Genomic DNA, 20082 nt, shown 5'->3' on the forward strand with positions numbered 1-20082 from the left:
CTGTGACGTCGCCCACACTCCGGCTAACGTAGGCGCCCATGGGCATGCTGTCGGCTAACTCGGGGTGGCGATTGCGCGAGCGGATGCGAACTATCCGGCTGCGCGGCGCGACGCTCTCGGACGCGATGCGTCGGGAGTTGCTGATTCGCGGCGAAGCCGGGTCGGCGACGATCCTCGGCGTGCGTCCACGGCGGACCGAACCGGGCCACGTGTTCTGGGTCCGGGTGCAGCTGGACGGAGAGTTCCCCTACGAGAGCCGGGTGCGGCAACGAGTGGCGGAAGCCGACCTGGAATGGATGCAGCCGGGCGACGTCGTGTGCTGCCGGGTGGATCCGGGCGACCGCGGCCGCCTGGTGTTGTACGTGCCCGATATCGAGGAGTCGGGGCGGGTGAGCATCGCGAAGATCCTGGCCGACGGCCGCCGCGCCGACGCCACCGTGCTCGCCGCCGCGCCGGTCGCGGCCGACTACTCCGGTCGCGACGACCCCGTGTTGCGCCTCGACCTCGAACTGCGCGCCTGGGACGAGCCCAAGCCGTGGCGGGTCCGCCTGGTCCAGCCGGTGCCGCTGCCCGCCATCGGTCTCGTCGACCTGGGCCAGCACCTGGAGGTCGCTTTCTTCGATGTCGACCGCGGCGAAACCGTCGCCGTCGACTGGGCTGCCTCGCTCGAGGAGTGACCAGGCGAAGCATCACCCGAGTACCGACAAATGCACGAAGGCGAAACCCGCGGCGCGGACGTCGGGCAGTACCGCCATCGTGCCCGCCGCGGCCCGGACTGCGGCCGGTGCGTATGGGCGAGTGGAATAGCGCCCGGCGCAGCGGCATTCATCGCCGATTGCACCTGTGGCCGAGGCGGTCGCGCCGAAATCGGCCGCCGTCGCGCTCTCGGCTACTTGTGGGCGATCGACGCCCAGCCCGCGACATCCTCGGGCTTGCGTGGACCGGGACCGGTGTAGATGGCGGCCGGACGGACCAGCTTGCCCAGCTGCTTCTGCTCCAGGATGTGCGCACACCAGCCCGCGGTGCGGCCACAGGTGAACATGGCGGGCATCATGTGCGCGGGCACCTCGGCGAAGTCCAGGATCACCGCGGCCCAGAACTCCACGTTGGTCTCGATGGCGCGATCCGGACGCCGCTCGCGCAGCTCCGCGAGCGCGGCCTGCTCCAGCGCGGCGGCGACCTCGTAGCGCGGGGCGGCCAAGCGCTTCGCGGTGGCGCGGAGCACCCGGGCGCGCGGGTCTTCGGCCCGGTAGACCCGGTGGCCGAAGCCCATCAGCTTCTCTTTGCGGTCCAGGATGCCCTTCACCAGAGCCCGTGCGTCGCCGGTCCGCTCGACCTCTTCGATCATCGGCAGCACACGCGCGGGCGCCCCGCCGTGCAGCGGACCGGACATGGCGCCGATCGCGCCGGACAGCGAGGCCGCCACATCCGCGCCGGTGGAGGCGATCACGCGCGCGGTGAAAGTGGAGGCGTTCATGCCGTGCTCGGCGGCGGAGACCCAGTAGGCGTCGATGGCTTCGGTGTGGCGCGGGTCGGGGTCACCCTTCCAGCGGGTCATGAAGCGCGCGGTGACCGTGGTGCACTCGTCGATCTTCTTCTGCGGGACCGCGGGCTGGTAGATGCCGCGCGCGGACTGCGCGACATAGGACAGCGCCATCACCGAGGCGCGGGCCAGGTTCTCCCGTGCGGTCTCGTCATCGATGTCCAGCAGTGGCTGGTAACCCCAGATCGGCGCGAGCATGGCCAGGCCCGCCTGCACGTCGACGCGCACGTCACCGGTGTGTACCGGCAGTGGGAATGGTTCGGCTGGCGGTAGGCCGCGGCCGAACGACCCGTCGACCAGCAGCGCCCACACATCACCGAAGGTCACCTGGCTCTGCACCAGATCCTCGATGTCGACGCCGCGGTAGCGCAGGGCGCCGCCGTCTCTGTCGGGTTCGGCGATGTCGGTGGTGAAAGCAACCACGCCCTCCAGGCCACTGACGAAATCGCTGGGTACGGTGGCCTGCCCACCGGAAACCGCGGGGCTGGTAGTCATGTTTGCGGCTCTCCTTGCACTTGGGTCGCATGTTCTCGCTACTGGGGAGATGTCTGATTTGACGAGCACATGCCGATCACCAAAACCTTAGCTCCCTGCTACCCCGGAGTAACGTCTGGCCCATGCGCGACCTGGACAATTCACCTCCCGGCAACGAAACGGCAGACTTTCTGCCGACCACCGATCTCGCTGGCATGCGAGTCGAATACGGAGGCCTGCCGCACGGCGGCAACGAGGACGTCGACCTGGACGAGACCTGGCTGGCCGGTGGCTGGGAGCCGCTGCTGCGGCACTGGATCGAACAGGCCACCGCGGTCGGTATCGCCGAACCCAACGCCATGGTGCTCGCCACGGTGTCGGTCGTGGACGGCACGCCACGGCCGGTCGCGCGAACCGTGCTGTGTAAAGGCCTCTCGCCCGAAGGTGTGATTTTCTACACGAACTACGACTCGGACAAGGGCGCCCAGCTGGCAGCGGTGCCGCACGCCGCGGTCACCTTCGTCTGGCCCGCGTTGGGTAGGCAGGTGCACCTGCGCGGCACCGTCGAGCGGGTGCCCGCCGAGACGACGGCGGCCTACTGGCGTTCCCGGCCGCGGGATTCGCAGTTGGGGGCCTGGGCGTCCCGCCAGTCCAAACCGATCGGGTCGCGGGCCGAATTGGATCGCACGCTGGCCGAGGCAACCGCGCGATTCGCCGATGTCGACGAGATCCCGGTGCCGCCGCACTGGGGTGGTTTCCTGCTCCGCCCCGACGAGGTCGAGTTCTGGCAGGGGCGCCGCGGCCGACTGCACAACCGGATCCGGGTGCGTATCGCGGACGGCCCGTCCACGGTGGAGCGCTTGCAGCCCTGAGGTATTCCCACCGCACGCGTGAGAATTCTCGCGTCGAGCGGTGGGGGAGGACTGGATACGCTGCGGCCGGTGAAACTGCTCGCCGACACAACCCCGTTGCGCCATCAGGATTTCCGGCGCCTGTGGACCTCGGGCATCGTCACCATGATCGGTGCGCAGTTGTCCATCGTCGCGGTGCCGCAGCAGGTCTTCCAGATCACCGGCAGCTCTGGCTATGTCGGCCTGGCCGGGTTGTTCGGTCTGGTGCCGCTGATCGTGTTCGGCCTGTGGGGCGGCGCGCTCGCCGACGTCCTCGACCGGCGCAAACTGTTGCTGATCACCAATTGCGGCACCGGGCTCACCGCGCTCGCCTTCTGGTTGCAAGCGGCCGCCGGGGTGGACAACGTGTGGATCGTGCTCGGCCTGCTCGCGGTGCAGCAGGCATTCTTCGCGGTGAACCAGCCCACCCGCAGCGCCACCATTCCGCGGTTGCTACCGGAAGGCCAACTCGCCGCGGCGAATTCGCTGAACATGACGGTGATGCAGTTCGGCGCGATCGCCGGGCCCGTGCTGGCGGGCGTGCTCATCCCGGTGGTCGGCCTGGCCACGCTCTACCTGGTCGACGCGATCGCGCTGCTGGCCACGCTCTGGGCGGTGTGGCGGCTGCCCGCGCTGCCGCCGACCGGAACGGTGCGCCGCGCCGGGTTCCGCACGGTGCTGGAGGGTTTCGGGTACCTGGCGACCCAGCGGGTGCTGCTCGCGTCGTTCGCGGTGGACGTGATCGCCATGGTGTTCGGCATGCCGCGCGCGCTGTTCCCGCAGATCGCGCACGAGACCTTCGGTGATCCCGCCACCGGCGGGGTCGCGCTCGGGTTGCTGTTCGCCTCGATGTCGGCGGGCGCTGTGCTCGGCGGCGTGTTCTCCGGCTGGATTCCGCGCATCCGCCGTCCGGGCTTCGCCGTGCTGGTCTGCATCGCGCTGTGGGGCCTGGCCATGGTCGGTTTCGGCGTCGCGGTCGGATTCACCGGGCACGGTCTGCGCCTCGGTGCCGGGCTGTGGATCGCGCTGGCCTGCTCGGCGTTCGGCGGTGCGGTGGACATGGTCTCGGCCGCATTGCGGGTCACCATGCTGCAAACCGTGGCGACCGACGACCTGCGCGGGCGGCTGCAAGGCGTGTTCACGGTGGTTGTCGCGGGTGGCCCGCGCATCGGTGATGTTGCCCACGGTTTCGCGGCGGCGAGCCTGGGTACGGCTATAGCTGCCGCGGGAGGAGGAGTGCTCGTGGTGGTGGGCGTACTGATCGCGGCGATCGCCTTCCCGGCGTTCACGCGCTACCGTGTCCGTCGCGCTCATGCCGAAATAGCCGTCTGAAGTGCACCGCGAACGCCGGGCGACCGCGCCCCGCCGTCGCCGCGGGACCTCACCGCGCCGAGATGTGTTTGTGAGCCGCCGCAGGACTACCCTCCGGTATTGTCCGCGTCGGTGAACGGCTAGCGTTGAGGCAAGCGCATCGTGCGCCGACCGCGCCGGTGCCTGTGGTTCTAGCCTGAGAGGGATCCTTCCGTGCCCGCTGAGAACATCATCAACGTCGACGAAGACGCCAAGCCGGTCCTTTCCTATTCCGGCGGGGAGTTCCCGATGACGGTCGCCAAGGCCGCCGAGGGCAACGACGGGATCGAGTTGGGGAAGCTGCTGGCCAGCACCGGGTATGTGACGTACGACCCGGGCTTCATGAACACCGCCCCGACCAAGTCGGCCATCACCTACATCGACGGTGAGGCCGGCATCCTGCGCTACCGCGGCTACCCGATCGACCAGCTCGCGTCGGCGTCGACCTTCATCGAGGTCAGCTATCTGCTGATCTACGGCGAGCTGCCGACCCAGGCCCAGCTCGAGGACTTCACCGACCGCATCCGCCGCCACACCCTGCTGCACGAGGACCTGAAGCGGTTCTTCGACGGCTTCCCGCGCAACGCGCACCCGATGCCGGTGCTGTCGTCGGCGGTGAACGCGCTGTCGGCCTACTACCAGGACTCGCTGGACCCGCGCGACCCCGAACAGGTCGAGCTGTCCACCATCCGATTACTGGCCAAACTGCCCACCATCGCGGCCTACTCGTACAAGAAGTCGGTCGGCCAGCCCTTCCTCTACCCGGACAACTCCCTGAGCCTGGTGGAGAACTTCCTGCGGATGACCTTCGGCTTCCCGGCCGAGCCCTACGAGGTCGACCCCGAGGTCGCCGCCGCCCTGGACATGCTGCTCATCCTGCACGCCGACCACGAGCAGAACTGCTCCACCTCGACCGTGCGCCTGGTCGGCTCGTCCGATGCCAACCTGTTCACCTCGGTGTCCGGCGGCATCAACGCGCTGTGGGGTCCGCTGCACGGCGGCGCCAACCAGGCCGTGCTGGAGATGCTCGACGGCATCAAGGCCAGCGGCGGCAACGTCAAGGAGTTCATCCGCAAGGTCAAGGACAAGGAAGACGGGGTGAAGCTCATGGGCTTCGGGCACCGCGTCTACCGCAACTACGACCCGCGCGCCTCGATCGCCAAGAAGCACGCCGACGCCATCCTGAGCAGGCTGGGCGGCGCCGACGAACTGTTCGAGATCGCCCAGGCCCTGGAAGAGGCCGCGCTCACCGACGACTACTTCATCCAGCGGCGCCTGTACCCGAACGTCGACTTCTACACCGGCGTCATCTACAAGGCGATGGGCTTCCCGACCCGCATGTTCACCGTGCTGTTCGCGATGGGCCGCCTCCCCGGCTGGATCGCGCACTGGCGCGAAATGCACAGCGAGCCTTTGAAGATCGGCCGTCCCCGGCAGATCTACACCGGCTACGGCGCCCGCGATTACCGCGAGATCACCAATCGTTGACCGAATCCAACCACCACCTATCGAAGGGGATTGCCGAATGACCAAACCGGAGATCGAGTTCCAAGAAGGGCCCGCGCCCGCCGAGCTGGTGATCAAGGACATCATCGAAGGCGAGGGCAAGGAAGCCGTGCCCGGCGGCACCGTCGAGGTGCACTACGTGGGCGTCGAATTCGAATCCGGCGAAGAGTTCGACTCGTCCTGGAACCGGGGCGAGTCCCTCACCTTCCCGCTGCGCGGCCTGATCCAGGGCTGGCAGGATGGCATCCCCGGCATGAAGGTCGGCGGCCGCCGTCAGCTGACCATCCCGCCGGAGCTGGCCTACGGCCCGGCCGGTGCGGGTCACAAGCTCTCGGGCAAGACGCTGGTCTTCGTGATCGACCTGCTCAACGCTAATTAGTTTGGCGGCGCCTGCGGCGCCGCGTGTTCGAATGCTCGATCTCGCTTCGTTCGAAAACGGAGGTTGAGCCAGTGTGGTTGCGTCGGATAGCGATCGCAGAAGCTTCCGGCGGCCCTTGACCTTCGGAGGTCGGCAGCTGTGACCGATGCCTACGCCTTCGTCGCGGACGTGCTCTGAGTACTCGCTGACTCGACCGGCCCGTGATCCGTTTCGGAGCACGGGCCATCGTCGTACTTCTCCTATTCCCGCACGATTTCGACCGGATCGGTGAGGGCTAGCGCCAAGGCGGATTGCTGGGTGCTGCTGCGTTGGGGTAGGGCGGCGACCGCTTGGCCGGTTTGGGTGCTCAGGTTGTCGACGATGTTCTGCAGCTGGGTGACGCCGCCGGTGAGCTGGCCGATGGCGCTGACCAGCTGGGCGCCGCCCTGCTCGGCGAGTTGCGGCAGGCCCTCGGCCAGCTTCGCGCCTTCGGACAGTTGCGCGCTCGCGCTGGTCAGGCGGTCGACGACGGTGCGAAGCAGGGTGCCGAGATCGGTGTCCGGGTCCACCGCGCCGCCGACGAGCGAGCCGAGGCCGGTGAGCTGGGCGCCCGCCTGGCTGGACACGCTGCGCAGCGCTTCCAGCTTCCTGATGATGTCGGCCAGCGCCGGATCACTCGCGAAGGGCAGGGCGCGCAGCAGCGGCAGAACCTGGTCGAGTCCGCCGCTCACCGTATTCGCCGTCCGTTCCACCTGCGCGATCGTGATACCGGTCGAATCCAGTGCGGAAGCGAGTTGATTCGCCTGTGCCGCAGCGCCGTCCACGGTCGAGTTCAGCAGCGCGATCGCCGAGGTGAGTTGTGCCGAGCCCTGCCGGGCGAAGTCGAGGAAGCCGAGCAGCTGATCGGCGCCGGAGCTGAACTGGTTTGCGCCGGCGGCGGCCGCGTCGACGCCCGCGTTCAGCAGTTGCGCGGTGAATTGCACCTGCGACATCTGGGACCGTGCCTGTGCGACGGCGGCGAGCGCGGCGTCCACGCCGACCGCCCCGATCCGGCGCGTCACCTCGGTCACCGCGCCGTTCACCAGGTCGGCGTCGGCGTCGTGGTGCGCGTCCACGGTGACCTTGGCCCGCTTGGGCTGTGCTCCGGCGAGGGTGCCCATGGACTCGGTGAGATCGGCGGGCAGGGTGATGACCGCGGCATAGTCGTCGGTGCTCGCCTCGCCCGGCGCGGCAGCGGCCCAGTCGTAGCCACCGGCCTCCTGCAATGCCTGCACCACGCGCGCACCGGTCGGCCCGGTATCGGCATTGACCAGCGCGATTCCCCGCGGGCCCCGATCGGAACCGAGGTATGTGGTGATTCCGGCACCCAATCCTCCTGCGGCGAGGACAGCAACGGCGAGAAGTGCCCAGCGGGCGCGTTTTCCGATCACGCCCGCAGACCCTAAACGCGAGTTATGGCCGCGCCCTTGGCGTTTCTCTGAGAATTGACTAAGGGATCGGCATTCTTCCGGCAACACATGGCGTGCTGTGCTTCGAGGCCGGTCAGTCGATCAGCCCGGCGCTCGAACCGTCCGAGCCGACACCAAGCCGCGAACACGTGGTTGTCGCGGTGATCGCCTCGGGCAACCACTCGGCGCGGCTCCCGCTTTCGAGCGAAACGGGACCGAGCACCCCCGTTCGCGGCCCGGCTCACATCTGAGCGGCCGCCGCGGCCACGACGCAGTTGCCAGCGGACGATCGCCGCCGCAACAGCCAAGAAGGTCTACTGACCACCGAGGCATGCAGGCGTGGCACTACGCACCCACTCGGCCCGACTCCCGCTTTCGAGCGCAGCGAGACCGACCATTGCCCGTTCGCGGCCCGGCTCGCGTCAGAGCGGCCGCCGCGTCCGCGACGCAGTCGCCAGCGGCGGTCGCTCGGACGCGAGCCACAAAGGGGCCGCGAACACGCAGCGCCGCAGGCGCTGCAAATCAAACAGAGCCCGGCAGGTCCAGGACTAGGCGGATGCCGCCCAGCGTGCCCTCGTCGAAATAGGCTCGGCCGCCGTGTAGCTGGGCTTGCTGCGCGACCAAGGCGAGGCCCAGACCGGAGCCGCCCTTACTGGCTTGGCTACCGCGGGAGAAGCGGTCGAAGACGGCTTCGCGTTCGTGCGGCGGGATGCCGCGGCCGTTGTCATCGATGGAGATGACGATGTGGCCGCCCGGCGCCCGGTGCGCGGAGACCAGCGCTTCGGTGGCTCCGCCGTGTTTGACCGAATTGGCCAGCGCGTTGTCCACCGCGAGGCGCAGCCCGGCGGGCAGACCGCGGGTCACCAGTTCGGCGTCGGAGTCGATGCGCACGGTGAGGCCGGGGAAGTGCCGCATGGCATCGTGCGCGGCTTGGTCGCACAGGTCGCCGACGTCGGTGGCGATGTGGTCGCGCTGATTGGTCAGCTCGCCGGTGGCCAGCCGCTCCAGCGCCGCGAGCGTCGTCTCCACCCGGCCCTGGCTGCGCTGCAGGTCGTCGAGGATCTCCGCGCGCTGCGTCTCGTCGAGATCCAAGGTGCGCAGCACTTCCAGGTCGGTGCGCATCGCGGTGAGCGGGGTGCGCAGCTCATGGGCGGACACAGCGGCGAAGTCGCGCGCGGTCTCCAGCGCGGCAGCGGTCTCGGCATGGGCCTGATCCACGCGCTGCAGCATGGTGTTGACCGCGTCGGCGAGTTTCTCCGCCTCGTGCACGCCCGCGCCCTCCACCGGCACCTGCGGAGCACGCGGATCGGGGAATGCACTGCGGGCGCCGACCTGCTGGGTGAGCCGGACGATCGGGCGCACCGCGGCCCCCGCGAGCAGCCAGCCGAGCGCCGCCGCGGCGGCGATGGACAGCAAGGCGCCGCCGAGCACCCATCGCTGTTGGTCCGCGGTGGCTTGGGCCGCGCCCGCGGCGGGGATACCCAGCGACACCACCCGCCCCGCGGGCTGATTCTCCGTCGTGGTGAGAATCCGGTACGGGGTGCCGCCCACCGTGACGGTGCGAGAACCGGTCGGCAGCGCGGGCAGTTCGGTGGTCGTACTGGCGGCGACCACGCCGTTGTCCCGGACGGTCACCGCCATGTCGTTGTTCAGCCCGGTCAGGCTGATGAACCGGACCGCGATCTGCGGCTCGATCAGCACGATGCGGGCCGCGATGGCGAGCTGCTGGTCGGACTGCTGCACGTTGTTGCGCTCGATAGCGCGGATGCTGATCAGGCTGATCAGCGTCACGATGACGATCGCGCCGGCGGCCGCGGCGCCCGCCACCCGGGTACGCAGCGAAAACGACCGTAGTCGAGGGCTTTTCGGCGGTGCGGTGGAGGCAGCAGGGGCAGCGGTCATTTCGGCGCTCGCAGCACGAAACCGACGCCGCGGATCGTGTGCAGCAACCTGGGCGTGTCGCCGACCTCCAGCTTGCGGCGCAGATAGCCGACGAAAACGTCCACCACATTGGTGTCGGCGGCGAAGTCGTAGCCCCACACCAGTTCCAGCAGGCGTTCCCGGCTCAGCACCACGCCGACATTCCTGGCCAGCGTGGACAACAGCTCGAATTCCCGCTTGGTGAGCTCGATCTCGCGGCCGTGCAGCAGCGCGCGGTAGCCGGCGACGTCCACCTCCAGCGGGCCGACGGTGATCGCGCCGGGGGTTGCGGTGGCGGGCGCGTCGGCCCGTCTGCGCAGCAGCGCCCGGATCCGCGCCACCAGCTCCTTGAGCACGAACGGTTTGACCAGGTAGTCGTCCGCGCCGGACTCCAGCCCGGAGATGCGATCGTCCACCGACGCACGAGCGCTGAGCACACAGATCGGGACGTCGTTGCCCATTGCGCGCAACGCGGTGACCACGCCGGCGCCGTCGAGCACGGGCATATTCATGTCCAGCACGACGGCATCGGGCGCGTGGTCGTTCACGGTGCGCAGCGCCTGCGCCCCGTCCCTGGCCACGAGCACCTGGAAACCGGACAGCCGCAACCCGCGCTCGACCGACGCGAGCACGTCCTCGTCGTCGTCGACGACGAGAACGGTCGGGTTCGAGGTCGTCACGTCACCTCCCCGCCTCTCCGAGTATTCAGGCCGTACCAGTCGGAGGGGCGTGATTTGCGTTCAGGTCCTGCGCTGGGTGCTCCTCCGCCTCTCCGAGTATTCAGGCCGTACCAGTCGGAGGGGCGTGATTTGCGTTCAGGTCCTGCGCTGGGTGCCGTTCGGGTTCTGGGCGTACCCGGTGAGTTACCCATGTCCTCGCGAGATCAGTCGGTCCGGGGGGCGGTTAGCTGGTTAATAGGTTAGTAGTTGTGGCAGGAGTCGGCCACGGTGCGGATGGTGTCGCGCAGCTGTGCTGTGCGGGGGTCGGTCTCCGCCTCGCGCACGGCGTCCGGGTTCTCGTTGATGGCTCGCTGCAACTCGGCACGCCGCTGCTCGACCGGCTGATCGAACTTGCGCCGCAGCTCGTCCTTCTGGGTCGGGTTGGCGTCGAGCATCGCGGCCAGTTGTGGGGCCTTGGCGTGCAGTGCCGCGTCGACTTGGGCGAAGGAGCAATCCGAGGTCAGCAGCGGCTCGGCGAGTTCCATCGGGCCTGCCGCCGCGATCGCGGGGCTCAGGAGCACGGCGATCGTCGCGAATCCGCCTGCGGCGAGTGCGGCGACGGCGGGGCGGCCTACGGAACGCTTCATGATGTGTTGCCTCCAGATCATCGAGTGATTGCGGTGCGGTCTCGAGGCTATTTCGAACGGCTGGCACCGAGATGAGCGTCCTCTGTGGAAACTCTGAGGACGCGCGGGGTGCTGTGCGAACTCAGGACGGCGTAACCGGATTCACGTCGGGAGCCACTACCTGGTCGGGGTTCTCCCGGCTGTCCTGCGCCGATGCCCGCCACTCCGGACGGGCCGCAATGATCTGCTCCTCCAGCGCCGCGAGCACGCCGGGATCGTCGATGGTGGACGGGACCTCGAACGTCTCGCCGGAGGTGATCTGCCGGATGGTCTTGCGCAGGATCTTGCCGGACCTGGTCTTGGGCAGCGCCGACACGATGATGACGTCGTGCAGCGTGGCGATCGCGCCGACCTGGGTGCGCACCCGCTCGATCAGTTCGTCGCGCAGCTGTCGCGGATCGATCTCGACACCGGACTTGAGCACCACGTAGGCCACCGGCCGATGCCCCTTGAGTTCGTCGGGCAGTCCGATCACGGCGCATTCGGCGACCGCGTCGTGCCCGGCGACGGCGGCCTCGATGCTGCCCGCGGAGAGCCGATGCCCGGCCATGTTGATCACGTCGTCGCTGCGGCCGAGGACATACAGGTAGCCGTCCTCGTCGAAGTAGCCGGAGTCGCCGGTGAGATAGTGCCCGGGATAAGCGGACAGGTAGGAGCGCTCGTAGCGGGCGTCGTCGCGCCACAGTCCGGTCAGTGTCCCTGGCGGCAGCGGCAGTCCGATGACGATATTGCCCTCGGTGTTGGGTGCCACCGGATTACCGGAGGAGTCGAGCACGCGTAATCGGTAGCCGGGCACCGGTACCGAGGCCGAGCCCGGCTTGATCGGCAGCTGCTGCAGGCCCAGCGGGTTCGCGCAGATCGGCCAGCCGGTCTCGGTCTGCCACCAGTGATCGACGACCGGGCAGTCGGAACGACCGGCGAGCAGGGTCTCGTCGGCCCAGGTGTAGGTGGCCGGGTCCAGCCGTTCGCCCGCACAGAACAGCGCGCGCAGCGAGGACAAGTCGTGGTCCCGGGCCAGCTCCGCGCCGGGGTCGGCCTTGCGGATGGCGCGCAACGCGGTCGGGGCGGTGAACAGCACGTTGACCTTGTGCTGGGCGACCACCCGCCAGTACGCGCCCGCGTCCGGCGTGCCGACCGGCTTGCCTTCGTACAGCAGCGTGGTCGCCCCGGCCAGCAGCGGCCCGTAGACGATGTAGGAGTGGCCGACCACCCAGCCGACATCGGATGCCGCCCACATCACCTGGCCCGCGTCGACGTTGTAGATGTTGCGCATGGACCAGGCGAGGGCCACCGCGTGTCCGCCGTTGTCCCGGACGACGCCCTTGGGCTTCCCGGTGGTGCCGGAGGTGTAGAGGATGTACAGCGGATCGGTCGCCGCGACCGGCACCGGGTCCGCCCGCGGCGCGTCGCGGACGGCGTCGTCCCAGTCGAGCCACTGCGCGGCCACCGTTTCCGTCGAGCTCGGCAGGTACTCGGTGGCGGGCTGTGGCGGCGGGAAATGGATGGTCTCGAACTCGGGTCGCTGCTTGACGATCACCGTGCGCGGCGCGGTGGTCGTGGCGAGATCCAGCGCTTGCAACACGATCGGCGGATACTCGATCTTCCGGCCGGGCTCCAGTCCCCCTGACGCTGTGATAATCAACACCGGCTCCGCGTCATCGATGCGAACCGCCAGTTCCGGCGCGGCGAAGCCGCCGAACACCACCGAGTGCACCGCGCCGATGCGTGCGCAGGCCAGCATCGCGATCACCGCCTCGGGGATCATCGGCAGGTAGATCACCACGCGGTCGCCCGCTGAGACACCGAGTCGCAGCATCGCTCCCGCGAACCGGGAGACCTCCGCGAGCAACTCCGCGTAGCTGTAGACGACGCTGGCGCCGGTCATAGCGGAGTCGTATATTAATGCGGGTTGATCGGCGCGACCGGCCTCACCGGGGGTGGTCGGGTGCACGTGCCGATCGAGTGCGTTGAAGGAGGTATTGAGGCGCGCGTCGGCGAACCATCTGGCCACCGGCCGAGCGTTGGTGTCGACGATCTGGGTCGGTGGCACGTCCCAGTCGATCGCTTCGGCCGCGCCGGCCCAGAACTCGGCCGGATCCACCAAGCTGGTCTGATAGGCCGGTCGGTACTCCTGCCGCACGTTCAAACCCGTGACTCCCTAGCCTCGCCTCGATGCCCGCCTCGATAGATCTGGTTGATTGTGGCAGACTTCACGCGACGCCCGGATGGGTGGCGCGACCTTTGGTTTTGCCTGGAACTGGCAGGTCAATGATCGCGACATCACGCCCGGGCACCCAAGAAGTTATTGATCCGTTAGAATCTGATGTCACTTATTTGGGCCGTCGTAGGACGCAATTTCTCGGCCAGCCGCAGTTCTCGGCCAGCTCCACCTGTCGAGCCATGCACGCGATCGTGGAGGTTCGGCTGATGGCGCGTGGTAGAGGCCAGTTTGGAAAGTGAGTGGGACATGCGTGACGCCGCTAGGTCCGGCAGTAAGCGCTGGGCGCTCGGCAACTGGGACCTGCGCTGGAAGGTGACGGCGGTGCTCGCCGTGCCCCTGGCGGTCGCAGTCGGGCTCGGCGTGTCCAGGATCTCGTCGGAGTTCGCGGAATCGAACCGGCTCGCCGACATCGCCGAGAACGTGGCCGCCATCCCGTCGGTTACCGGGCTCAGCGCGCAGACCGCGACCACCGCGGCCTCGCAGATGATCTCGCTCGGGACCAATCAGTCCGTAGTGACCGATCAGAACCTCGCGGATCTGGACAAGGCGATCGCCAACGCCGAGAAGTCGATCGGCAAGCTGGGCGGCGTGCCGGGTGCACGCGAGGCCATCGACAGCATGCTCACCCAGGCCAGGGGAGTGCGGGCCCAGGGCAAATCGGTCACCACCGGCCCGCCGTCGGACACCCTCGCGCTGATCGACCGCGTCCGCAACGACAGTGTGCGAATCGTCGAGAACACCGTCGGCCAGGTCAGCGACTCCGCCGTGGACGTGGCCAAACTGCGGCTGGTCGACTCGCTCAACACCCGTGCCGCTCTGGTCAACGAAGTCGCGGCTTTCCCCGAGGTGCTGCGCAGCCAGCAGTCCGGCGTACAGAGCTTCATGATCGCGGCCAACACCGAGCGCGCGCTGCTCAACGTGCTCGCGCACCGCTTCTCCGACGGCGACACCTCGATCGCCGACCTGCGCGCGGGCATCGACACCAGGATCGCGCTGCTGACCAGCCCGCAGTCCCAGGCGGGCCAGCTCCCGGTCGGTGACCTGAAGAAGTCGCTGACCGACAGCCTCGCGGTGTACGAGCACGTCGTCGGCAAGGCGACCAAGGACATCGACGCCGCGATGCAGTCGCTGGTGTCCACGGCCCAGCGCGACGCGTGGACCTACACCGCGGTCGTCATCGCGACCATCCTCGCCGCGCTCCTGCTCGCGGTGTTCGTCGCCCGCTCGATGATCGTCCCGCTGCACCGGCTGCGCTTGGCCGCGCTGCGCGTGGCCGAGAGCGACCTGCCGCAGGAGGTCGCCCAGCTCCGCCACGGCGCCTCGCCCGAAGAGGTCCCGCTGGAACCCATGCCGGTGCGCAGCACCGAGGAAATCGGTCAGCTGGCGCGCGCGGTCGACGACATCCACGGGCAGGCCCTGCGTCTGGCGAGCGAGCAGGCGAAGATGCGTGCGCAGGTCAACGACATGTTCGAGACCCTGGCGCGGCGGTCCAAGTCGCTCGTCGACCATCAGCTCACCCTCATCGAGGCGATGGAGTACGACGAGAAGGATCCGCGTCTGCTCGAAAACCTCTTCCGGCTCGACCACCTCGCCGCGCGTATGCGCCGCAACGGCGACAACCTGCTGATTCTCGCGGGCACCAGACAGCGCCGCAGCAAGTCCGCTCCGGTCGAGATCGCCGACGTGCTGCGTGCCGCGATCTCCGAGGTCGAGGACTACGAGCGGGTGAAGCTCGGCGCCACGCCGCGCGGTTCGCTGAAAGAGCCTGCCGCCTCCGACATGGCGCATCTGTTCGCCGAGCTGTTGGACAACGCGCTGCGCGCCTCGCCGCCGGAGACGGACGTCAAGTTCACCTTCGCGCAGGCGCACGACCAGGGGCTGCTCATCGAGGTCGCCGACCGAGGCATCGGTATGCCGCCCGCGGAGATGGCCGACATCAACCTGCGCCTGGAGCAGACCGCCGAGCCCGGGCCCGACACCGCCCGCCACATGGGTCTCTTCGTGGTCGGCAGGCTCGCCGAGCGACACGGTCTCACCGTGCGGCTGCGGGCGACCTTCGACACCGCACGCGATCCGGGCGTGACCGTGACCGTGCACGTGCCGGTCGGACTGATCGTCGCGGGCAAGCCGAGCGCGGGGCAGCCCGTCACCCCGACGCCCTCGCCGCAGCCCGTCAAGCCGCAGCGTCCGTCGGCGCAGTCGTCCATGCAGACACGGGCGGTCACGCGCACACCCGGGGGCAATGTCATGGTCACCGTAGATCCCGGAGTGAGTGGCCCGATTCCGGTCACCGACTCCGCGGGCTCCGCGCCCGCCGCATCGCCCAGCGCACCGGCGCCCGTCGGCTCGGGCGGCCTGCCCCAGCGGCAGCCGGGTTCGTCGGCGATGTCGTCCGGTCTGCGTTCGGACGCCCAGCAGTCGGGCGCGAGCTTGCGTCCCACGCCGGGCCAAGCCGCCGGCGGCCCGCAACGCGGCAAGCTCGCCGCGGCCAACCTGCCCAAGCGCCATCTCGGTCCCGGCGGTCCGCCGCCGCGTCAGCCGGGTGGTCCGGCGGAGCCGAGCGGCGCGGGTCTGCCGCACCGTGAAGCGAACTCGGGCGAACTGCCGCAGCGGCAGCCGGGCGCCAATGGTGTGCCGCAGCCGAGCGTCGGTCTGCCGCAGCGGCAGCCGGGATCGAACGGCGCTCCGCCACGGGACGCGTCGTCGGGCGGTTTGCCGCAGCGTGAGTCGGCGTCGGGTGGTTTGCCGCAGCGTGAGTCGGCGTCGGGTGGTTTGCCGCAGCGTGAGTCGGCGTCGGGTGGTTTGCCGCAGCGTGAGTCGGCGTCGGGTGGTTTGCCGCAGCGTGAGTCGGCGTCGGGTGGTTTGCCGCAGCGTGAGTCGGCGCTGGGTGGTTTGCCGCAGCGTGAGTCGGGCGCCACCGGATTGCCGCAGCGTCAGCCGGGGTCGAACGGTGCGCCGCAGCGTGAGTCGGCGCTGGGTGGTTTGCCGCAGCGTGAGCCGGGCACCACTGGCCTTCCGCCGCGGCAGCCGGCGCCGAACCTACCGCAGCGCGACGCGACACCAGGCGGATTGCCGCAGCGTGAGCCCGCCGCCCATGGTCTCCCGCAACGCGAGTCCGGAAACGGTTTGTCGCAGCGCGAACCGGCTTCCGGTGCGCTGCCCTCGATCAACGGTCTGCCGCAACGGGATTCGGCCGCCACCGGCCTGCCGCAGCGCGAGCCGGCCTCGGGTGGTCTGCCGCAGCGTGAGTCGGCGCTGGGTGGTCTGCCCCAGCGTCCGCCCGCGCCGACGAGCCTGCCGCAGCGAGAGAGCGGGCTGACCGGCCTGCCGCAGCGGCAGCCGGGCGCCCAGGCGCCACAGCGTCAGCCCGTTCCCCCGGGAATCGCTCTGCCGCAACGGGATCGCGGTGGCCAGCACGCCGTGAGCGGTGAGCAGTCGGCAACCACCTCCGGGCGTGATCCCGGCAAGCACAGCTTCAAGTCCAACCCCGCGAAGACGGCCTCGTTCTTCCAGACCAGGCTGCAGCCCGCGGCCGAGTCGGAGTCGTCCATGGGATCGACGCCGATCTTCGCCGAAATGATGTCGGCGTGGCTGTCGGACCCCAACGCGGATCGGTCGCAGGTGGCGGCCTCCTTCGAGTCGCCGGGCGACGAAGGGTGGCAGGCGGCTCGCCGCGCGAGCGAGGCGCAGCCCGAGACGAGGACGGCCGCGGGGTTGCCGCAACGCAATCCGGGCGGGAGGCTTGTCCCGGGTGGCGTCAGCGGTGCGGGCGATCGGGTGCCGCGCCGCGATCCAGAAACGATCAGGTCCAGCTTGAGTCGTCACCAGCAGGGCGTCCGGGATGGCCGCGCAATGAGAGCAATGAACCTAACCGGAGATAAAGGAGACCGATGAACCCCGATCTAGGTGGTACGAACCGTCAGCTGGATTGGCTGGTTTCGAACTTTGCCAACGAGGTTCCTGGCGTAGCCCATGCCGTCCTGGTCTCGGCTGACGGCCTACTCATGGCCGCGAGTGCCCAGCTGCCCGTCGATCGCGCCGAACAGCTCTCGGCCGTGACGGCCGGTCTGGCCAGCCTGTCAGTCGGCGTCTCGAATCTATTCGAGGGCGGCACCGTGCTGCAGTCCGTCGTCGAGATGGAGCACGGCTACCTGCTACTCATGGCTGTCGGCGACGGTTCCTATCTCGCGGTGCTGACCAACACCTCATGTGACATCGGTCAGGTCGGCTACGAGATGGCTCTGTTGGTCGAGCGTGTCGGCCAGACTGTTCAGGCCACGCCACGCGTCACGATGGGTTCCTGATGGTGGGATGGACATAGAAGATCACCGCATGGGAAGCGCCGAGCCGAGCCTCGTACGCCCGTACTCGCTGACCGCAGGCCGAACCAGGCCGGCGGTCGAGTTGGCGTTGGAAGCCCTCGTCGCATCGCATCCGGTCGCCCTCGAGCGGCAGTTCGAACTGACCAACATCGAGACGTCAATCGTGGAGTTGTGCAGAGAATCGCCGTCCGTTGCCGAGGTAGCAGCCAGACTGGGTATCCCCATTGGGGTAGCCCGCGTGCTCGTAGCCGACCTGATCGAGGCCGGACACGTGCGCGTTTCGGCGACATTGAAAGACGATTCCAGCGACGATGAACGTCGCGAGCTGATCGAAAGGGTTCTCAGTGGACTCCGGCGTATTTAATTCGACGGCACAGGTCGACACCCGCACCAGCAAGCCGACATCGGCGAAGATCGTGGTCGCGGGTGGGTTCGGCGTCGGGAAGACCACGATGGTCGGTGCCGTCTCGGAGATCGTTCCGCTGCGCACCGAGGCATTGGTGACCAATGCCAGCGCCGGGATCGACAATCTGACCGGCATTCCGATGAAGTCGACCACTACGGTGGCGATGGACTTCGGCCGAATCAGCCTCGCCGACGATCTGGTGCTGTATCTGTTCGGCACGCCCGGCCAGTATCGGTTCTGGTTCATGTGGGACGACCTGATCCGCGGCGCCATCGGCGCCGTGGTGCTGGTCGACACCCGCAGACTGGAGGACAGCTTCGCGGCCGTCGACTACTTCGAAGCGCGCGGCCTACCCTTCCTGGTAGCGCTCAACGAATTCGACGACGCACCGCGGTATCCGATCGAGGACATCCGGCAGGCACTTGCCGTGCCCGCCGATACCCCGATCCTGTCCATCGATGCCCGGCGTCGTGAGCCCGCCAAGCAGGCGCTGGTCGCGCTCACCGAGTACGCCCTACGCAAGGTGATGCAGGGCTACTGAGGGCTCGCGCGGCACGCTGAAGCACCGGGTAGGGCCGGATAGGCTCGCCCGGTGCGTACTTCGGCGCGGGAGTTCCTCGGGCAGCTGCTCGATACCGACTCGTTCATCAGCTGGGACCGGCCACCGGTGACGGTGGCCGCCACCCCGCGGTATCGTGACGCTTTGCGGAAGGCGGCGCTGGCGGCGGGCACCGATGAGTCGGTGCTCACCGGGGAGGGGCTGTTGCGTGGTCGTCGCGTTGCCGTGATCGCCTGCGAGTTCGGGTTTCTGGCCGGTTCGATCGGTGTCGCCGCGGCGGAACGGATCGTCGCGGCGGTCGAGTGCGCCACCGAACTCGGGCTGCCATTGATCGCTTCGCCGACCTCTGGCGGCACCCGGATGCAAGAGGGCACCGTCGCGTTCGTGCAGATGGTGAAGATCGCTGGTGCCGTCGCGACCCACAAATCGGCTGGTCACCCGTACCTGGTCTACCTCCGCAATCCCACGATGGGCGGCGTCTTCGCGTCGTGGGGTTCGCTGGGACATATCACTTTCGCCGAGCCCGGTGCGCTGATCGGGTTTCTCGGGCCGCGGGTCTACCAGGCCCTGTACGGCAGACCATTTCCGGAAGGTGTGCAGACCGCGGAGAACCTGTACCGCCGCGGCGTCATCGACGGGGTGCTGCCGATACCCGTTTTCCGTCGCATCGCCCATCGCGCGTTGAGCGTTTTCAGTGGCGTCCAGCTGCCCGATTCCACGGCGGCGCAAGGCGCTACCGCGCTGCCCACCTCTGTGTCTCCTCATGAACCAACGTGGCGGCAGCAGCCGACGGAGGCGGCTACCGTCGATGATTCGAAAGCCGTTGAGGCACGACAAATCCGCCGCGATGACGCGACGAATCGTTCCGGCGAAAACCGGGTATGGCAGTCGGTGCTGATCTCGCGCCGCCCACAGCGGCCGGGCATTCGCGAGCTCTTACGTCATGTGACGCAACGGGTTCCGCTCAGCGGCACCGGCCAGGGCGAATCGGATCGAACGGCCGTACTCGCGCTCGGACGTTTCCGGGGGCAACCATGTGTGGTGTTCGGGCACGATCGGCGCGGCCAGCAAGGCGAGAACACCATGGGTCCGGCCGCCCTTCGCGAGGCGCGGCGCAGTATGGCGCTTGCTCAGGAGTTGCGACTGCCGCTGGTGTTGGTCATCGACACAGTGGGTGCGGCGCTGTCGAAAGAAGCCGAGGAGCGGGGCCTCGCACCCGAAATCGCCCGCTGCATCGCAGATCTGGTGACGCTCGACACCCCGACCGTCTCGGTACTGCTCGGTCAGGGCACCGGCGGTGGTGCGCTGGCGCTGCTGCCCGCCGACCGGGTGCTCGCCGCCACGCACGCCTGGCTGGCTCCGCTGCCGCCGGAAGGGGCGAGCGCCATCGTATTCCGTGACACCGACCATGCTCCGGAACTTGCTGCGGCCCAACGGATCAGCGCAGCCGATCTGCTTGCCGACGGCGTGGTCGACCGCATCGTGCCCGAGCTTCCTGATGCCGCGGACGAGCCGGTGGACTTCGCCCGCCGCATGGTCGCCGCGATCGCGAACGAACTCGCGACCCTGCGCGCCCGCCCGGAATCGGAGGTGCTCGCGGCACGGCAGGTGCGCTACCGGAGACTGGGACTGCCCGGCGACGCGGGCTGATCACCGCGACGCGACCCGAATACCCAGCGTGTCCAGCAAATTGCAGGCCAACACACCCGAGTGCGTGATTGACGGTTCGCCGCCGCACTT

The 20082-nt window shown here is 68.6% G+C and carries 16 protein-coding genes; 10 read left to right on the plus strand and 6 right to left on the minus strand.

Annotated features, from left to right (window positions below):
• The first annotated feature begins 38 nt into the window (after positions 1–38).
• Positions 39–677: a hypothetical protein gene (locus OHA40_RS19310; protein WP_330228307.1), complete on the plus strand. Its 639-nt coding sequence runs from the start codon at positions 39–41 to the stop codon at positions 675–677.
• Positions 678–889: 212 nt separating this feature from the next.
• Here the strand turns inward: OHA40_RS19310 and OHA40_RS19315 are convergent, their stop codons facing one another.
• Positions 890–2038 carry a citrate synthase 2 gene (locus OHA40_RS19315; protein WP_330228308.1) on the minus strand — a complete coding sequence of 383 codons (1149 nt, stop codon included), beginning with the start codon at positions 2036–2038 and terminating at the stop codon, positions 890–892.
• Between the two features lie 122 nt (positions 2039–2160).
• Here OHA40_RS19315 and pdxH point away from each other — a divergent pair, with 122 nt between their 5' ends.
• From pdxH to OHA40_RS19335, 4 genes are all read left to right on the plus strand, one after another.
• Positions 2161–2889, plus strand: coding sequence for a pyridoxamine 5'-phosphate oxidase (gene pdxH / locus OHA40_RS19320; protein ID WP_330228309.1), 729 nt, complete (start codon positions 2161–2163; stop codon positions 2887–2889).
• 69 nt (positions 2890–2958) lie between these two features.
• A complete protein-coding gene (locus OHA40_RS19325) occupies positions 2959–4239 on the plus strand; it encodes an MFS transporter (protein ID WP_330228310.1) in 1281 nt (426 codons plus the stop codon).
• 267 nt (positions 4240–4506) lie between these two features.
• Positions 4507–5745, plus strand: coding sequence for a citrate synthase (locus tag OHA40_RS19330; protein WP_330234274.1), 1239 nt, complete (start codon positions 4507–4509; stop codon positions 5743–5745).
• A 37-nt stretch (positions 5746–5782) separates the two neighbouring features.
• A complete protein-coding gene (locus tag OHA40_RS19335; RefSeq protein WP_330228311.1) occupies positions 5783–6142 on the plus strand; it encodes an FKBP-type peptidyl-prolyl cis-trans isomerase in 360 nt (119 codons plus the stop codon).
• Between the two features lie 239 nt (positions 6143–6381).
• On the opposite strand, the gene OHA40_RS19340 is transcribed toward OHA40_RS19335, so the two are convergent.
• From OHA40_RS19340 to OHA40_RS19360, 5 genes are all read right to left on the minus strand, one after another.
• Entirely contained in the window at positions 6382–7551 is a 1170-nt protein-coding gene (locus OHA40_RS19340) for a hypothetical protein (protein WP_330228312.1), read from the minus strand.
• A 540-nt stretch (positions 7552–8091) separates the two neighbouring features.
• Positions 8092–9471, minus strand: a complete 1380-nt coding sequence (locus tag OHA40_RS19345) for a sensor histidine kinase (protein ID WP_330228313.1) — start codon at positions 9469–9471, stop codon at positions 8092–8094.
• A complete protein-coding gene (locus OHA40_RS19350; RefSeq protein WP_330228314.1) occupies positions 9468–10169 on the minus strand; it encodes a response regulator transcription factor in 702 nt (233 codons plus the stop codon). The genes OHA40_RS19345 and OHA40_RS19350 overlap by 4 nt, the downstream gene beginning before the upstream one ends.
• Positions 10170–10408: 239 nt before the next feature.
• The gene (locus OHA40_RS19355) at positions 10409–10795 is read right to left on the minus strand and encodes a hemophore-related protein (RefSeq protein WP_330228315.1); all 387 of its coding nucleotides are present in this window, start codon (positions 10793–10795) and stop codon (positions 10409–10411) included.
• Between the two features lie 121 nt (positions 10796–10916).
• On the minus strand, positions 10917–12980 hold the full coding sequence (locus OHA40_RS19360) for an AMP-binding protein (RefSeq protein WP_330228316.1): 2064 nt from the start codon (positions 12978–12980) through the stop codon (positions 10917–10919).
• A 321-nt stretch (positions 12981–13301) separates the two neighbouring features.
• Here OHA40_RS19360 and OHA40_RS19365 point away from each other — a divergent pair, with 321 nt between their 5' ends.
• From OHA40_RS19365 to OHA40_RS19385, 5 genes are all read left to right on the plus strand, one after another.
• Positions 13302–16949, plus strand: a complete 3648-nt coding sequence (locus tag OHA40_RS19365) for a sensor histidine kinase (RefSeq protein WP_330228317.1) — start codon at positions 13302–13304, stop codon at positions 16947–16949.
• Positions 16946–17359: a roadblock/LC7 domain-containing protein gene (locus tag OHA40_RS19370; protein WP_011207200.1), complete on the plus strand. Its 414-nt coding sequence runs from the start codon at positions 16946–16948 to the stop codon at positions 17357–17359. The genes OHA40_RS19365 and OHA40_RS19370 overlap by 4 nt, the downstream gene beginning before the upstream one ends.
• 7 nt (positions 17360–17366) lie before the next feature.
• A complete protein-coding gene (locus OHA40_RS19375; protein WP_054816467.1) occupies positions 17367–17741 on the plus strand; it encodes a DUF742 domain-containing protein in 375 nt (124 codons plus the stop codon).
• An 88-nt stretch (positions 17742–17829) separates the two neighbouring features.
• Positions 17830–18324, plus strand: a complete 495-nt coding sequence (locus OHA40_RS19380; RefSeq protein WP_442944063.1) for a GTP-binding protein — start codon at positions 17830–17832, stop codon at positions 18322–18324.
• A 51-nt stretch (positions 18325–18375) separates the two neighbouring features.
• Positions 18376–19992 carry a carboxyl transferase domain-containing protein gene (locus OHA40_RS19385; RefSeq protein WP_330228319.1) on the plus strand — a complete coding sequence of 539 codons (1617 nt, stop codon included), beginning with the start codon at positions 18376–18378 and terminating at the stop codon, positions 19990–19992.
• Positions 19993–20082: the final 90 nt, after the last annotated feature.

Source organism: Nocardia sp. NBC_00508 (genome assembly GCF_036346875.1).
GTDB lineage: Bacteria > Actinomycetota > Actinomycetes > Mycobacteriales > Mycobacteriaceae > Nocardia.

Bases quoted from the DNA above. Each gene is read 5' to 3' on its own strand.
- OHA40_RS19310 (WP_330228307.1), top strand. From the start codon at position 39: ATGGGCATGCTGTCGGCTAACTCGGGGTGGCGATTGCGCGAGCGGATG.
- OHA40_RS19315 (WP_330228308.1), bottom strand. From the start codon at position 2,038: ATGACTACCAGCCCCGCGGTTTCCGGTGGGCAGGCCACCGTACCCAGC.
- pdxH (WP_330228309.1), top strand. From the start codon at position 2,161: ATGCGCGACCTGGACAATTCACCTCCCGGCAACGAAACGGCAGACTTT.
- OHA40_RS19330 (WP_330234274.1), top strand. From the start codon at position 4,507: ATGACGGTCGCCAAGGCCGCCGAGGGCAACGACGGGATCGAGTTGGGG.
- OHA40_RS19335 (WP_330228311.1), top strand. From the start codon at position 5,783: ATGACCAAACCGGAGATCGAGTTCCAAGAAGGGCCCGCGCCCGCCGAG.
- OHA40_RS19345 (WP_330228313.1), bottom strand. From the start codon at position 9,471: ATGACCGCTGCCCCTGCTGCCTCCACCGCACCGCCGAAAAGCCCTCGA.
- OHA40_RS19355 (WP_330228315.1), bottom strand. From the start codon at position 10,795: ATGAAGCGTTCCGTAGGCCGCCCCGCCGTCGCCGCACTCGCCGCAGGC.
- OHA40_RS19365 (WP_330228317.1), top strand. From the start codon at position 13,302: ATGCGTGACGCCGCTAGGTCCGGCAGTAAGCGCTGGGCGCTCGGCAAC.
- OHA40_RS19370 (WP_011207200.1), top strand. From the start codon at position 16,946: ATGAACCCCGATCTAGGTGGTACGAACCGTCAGCTGGATTGGCTGGTT.
- OHA40_RS19375 (WP_054816467.1), top strand. From the start codon at position 17,367: ATGGACATAGAAGATCACCGCATGGGAAGCGCCGAGCCGAGCCTCGTA.
- OHA40_RS19380 (WP_442944063.1), top strand. From the start codon at position 17,830: ATGGTCGGTGCCGTCTCGGAGATCGTTCCGCTGCGCACCGAGGCATTG.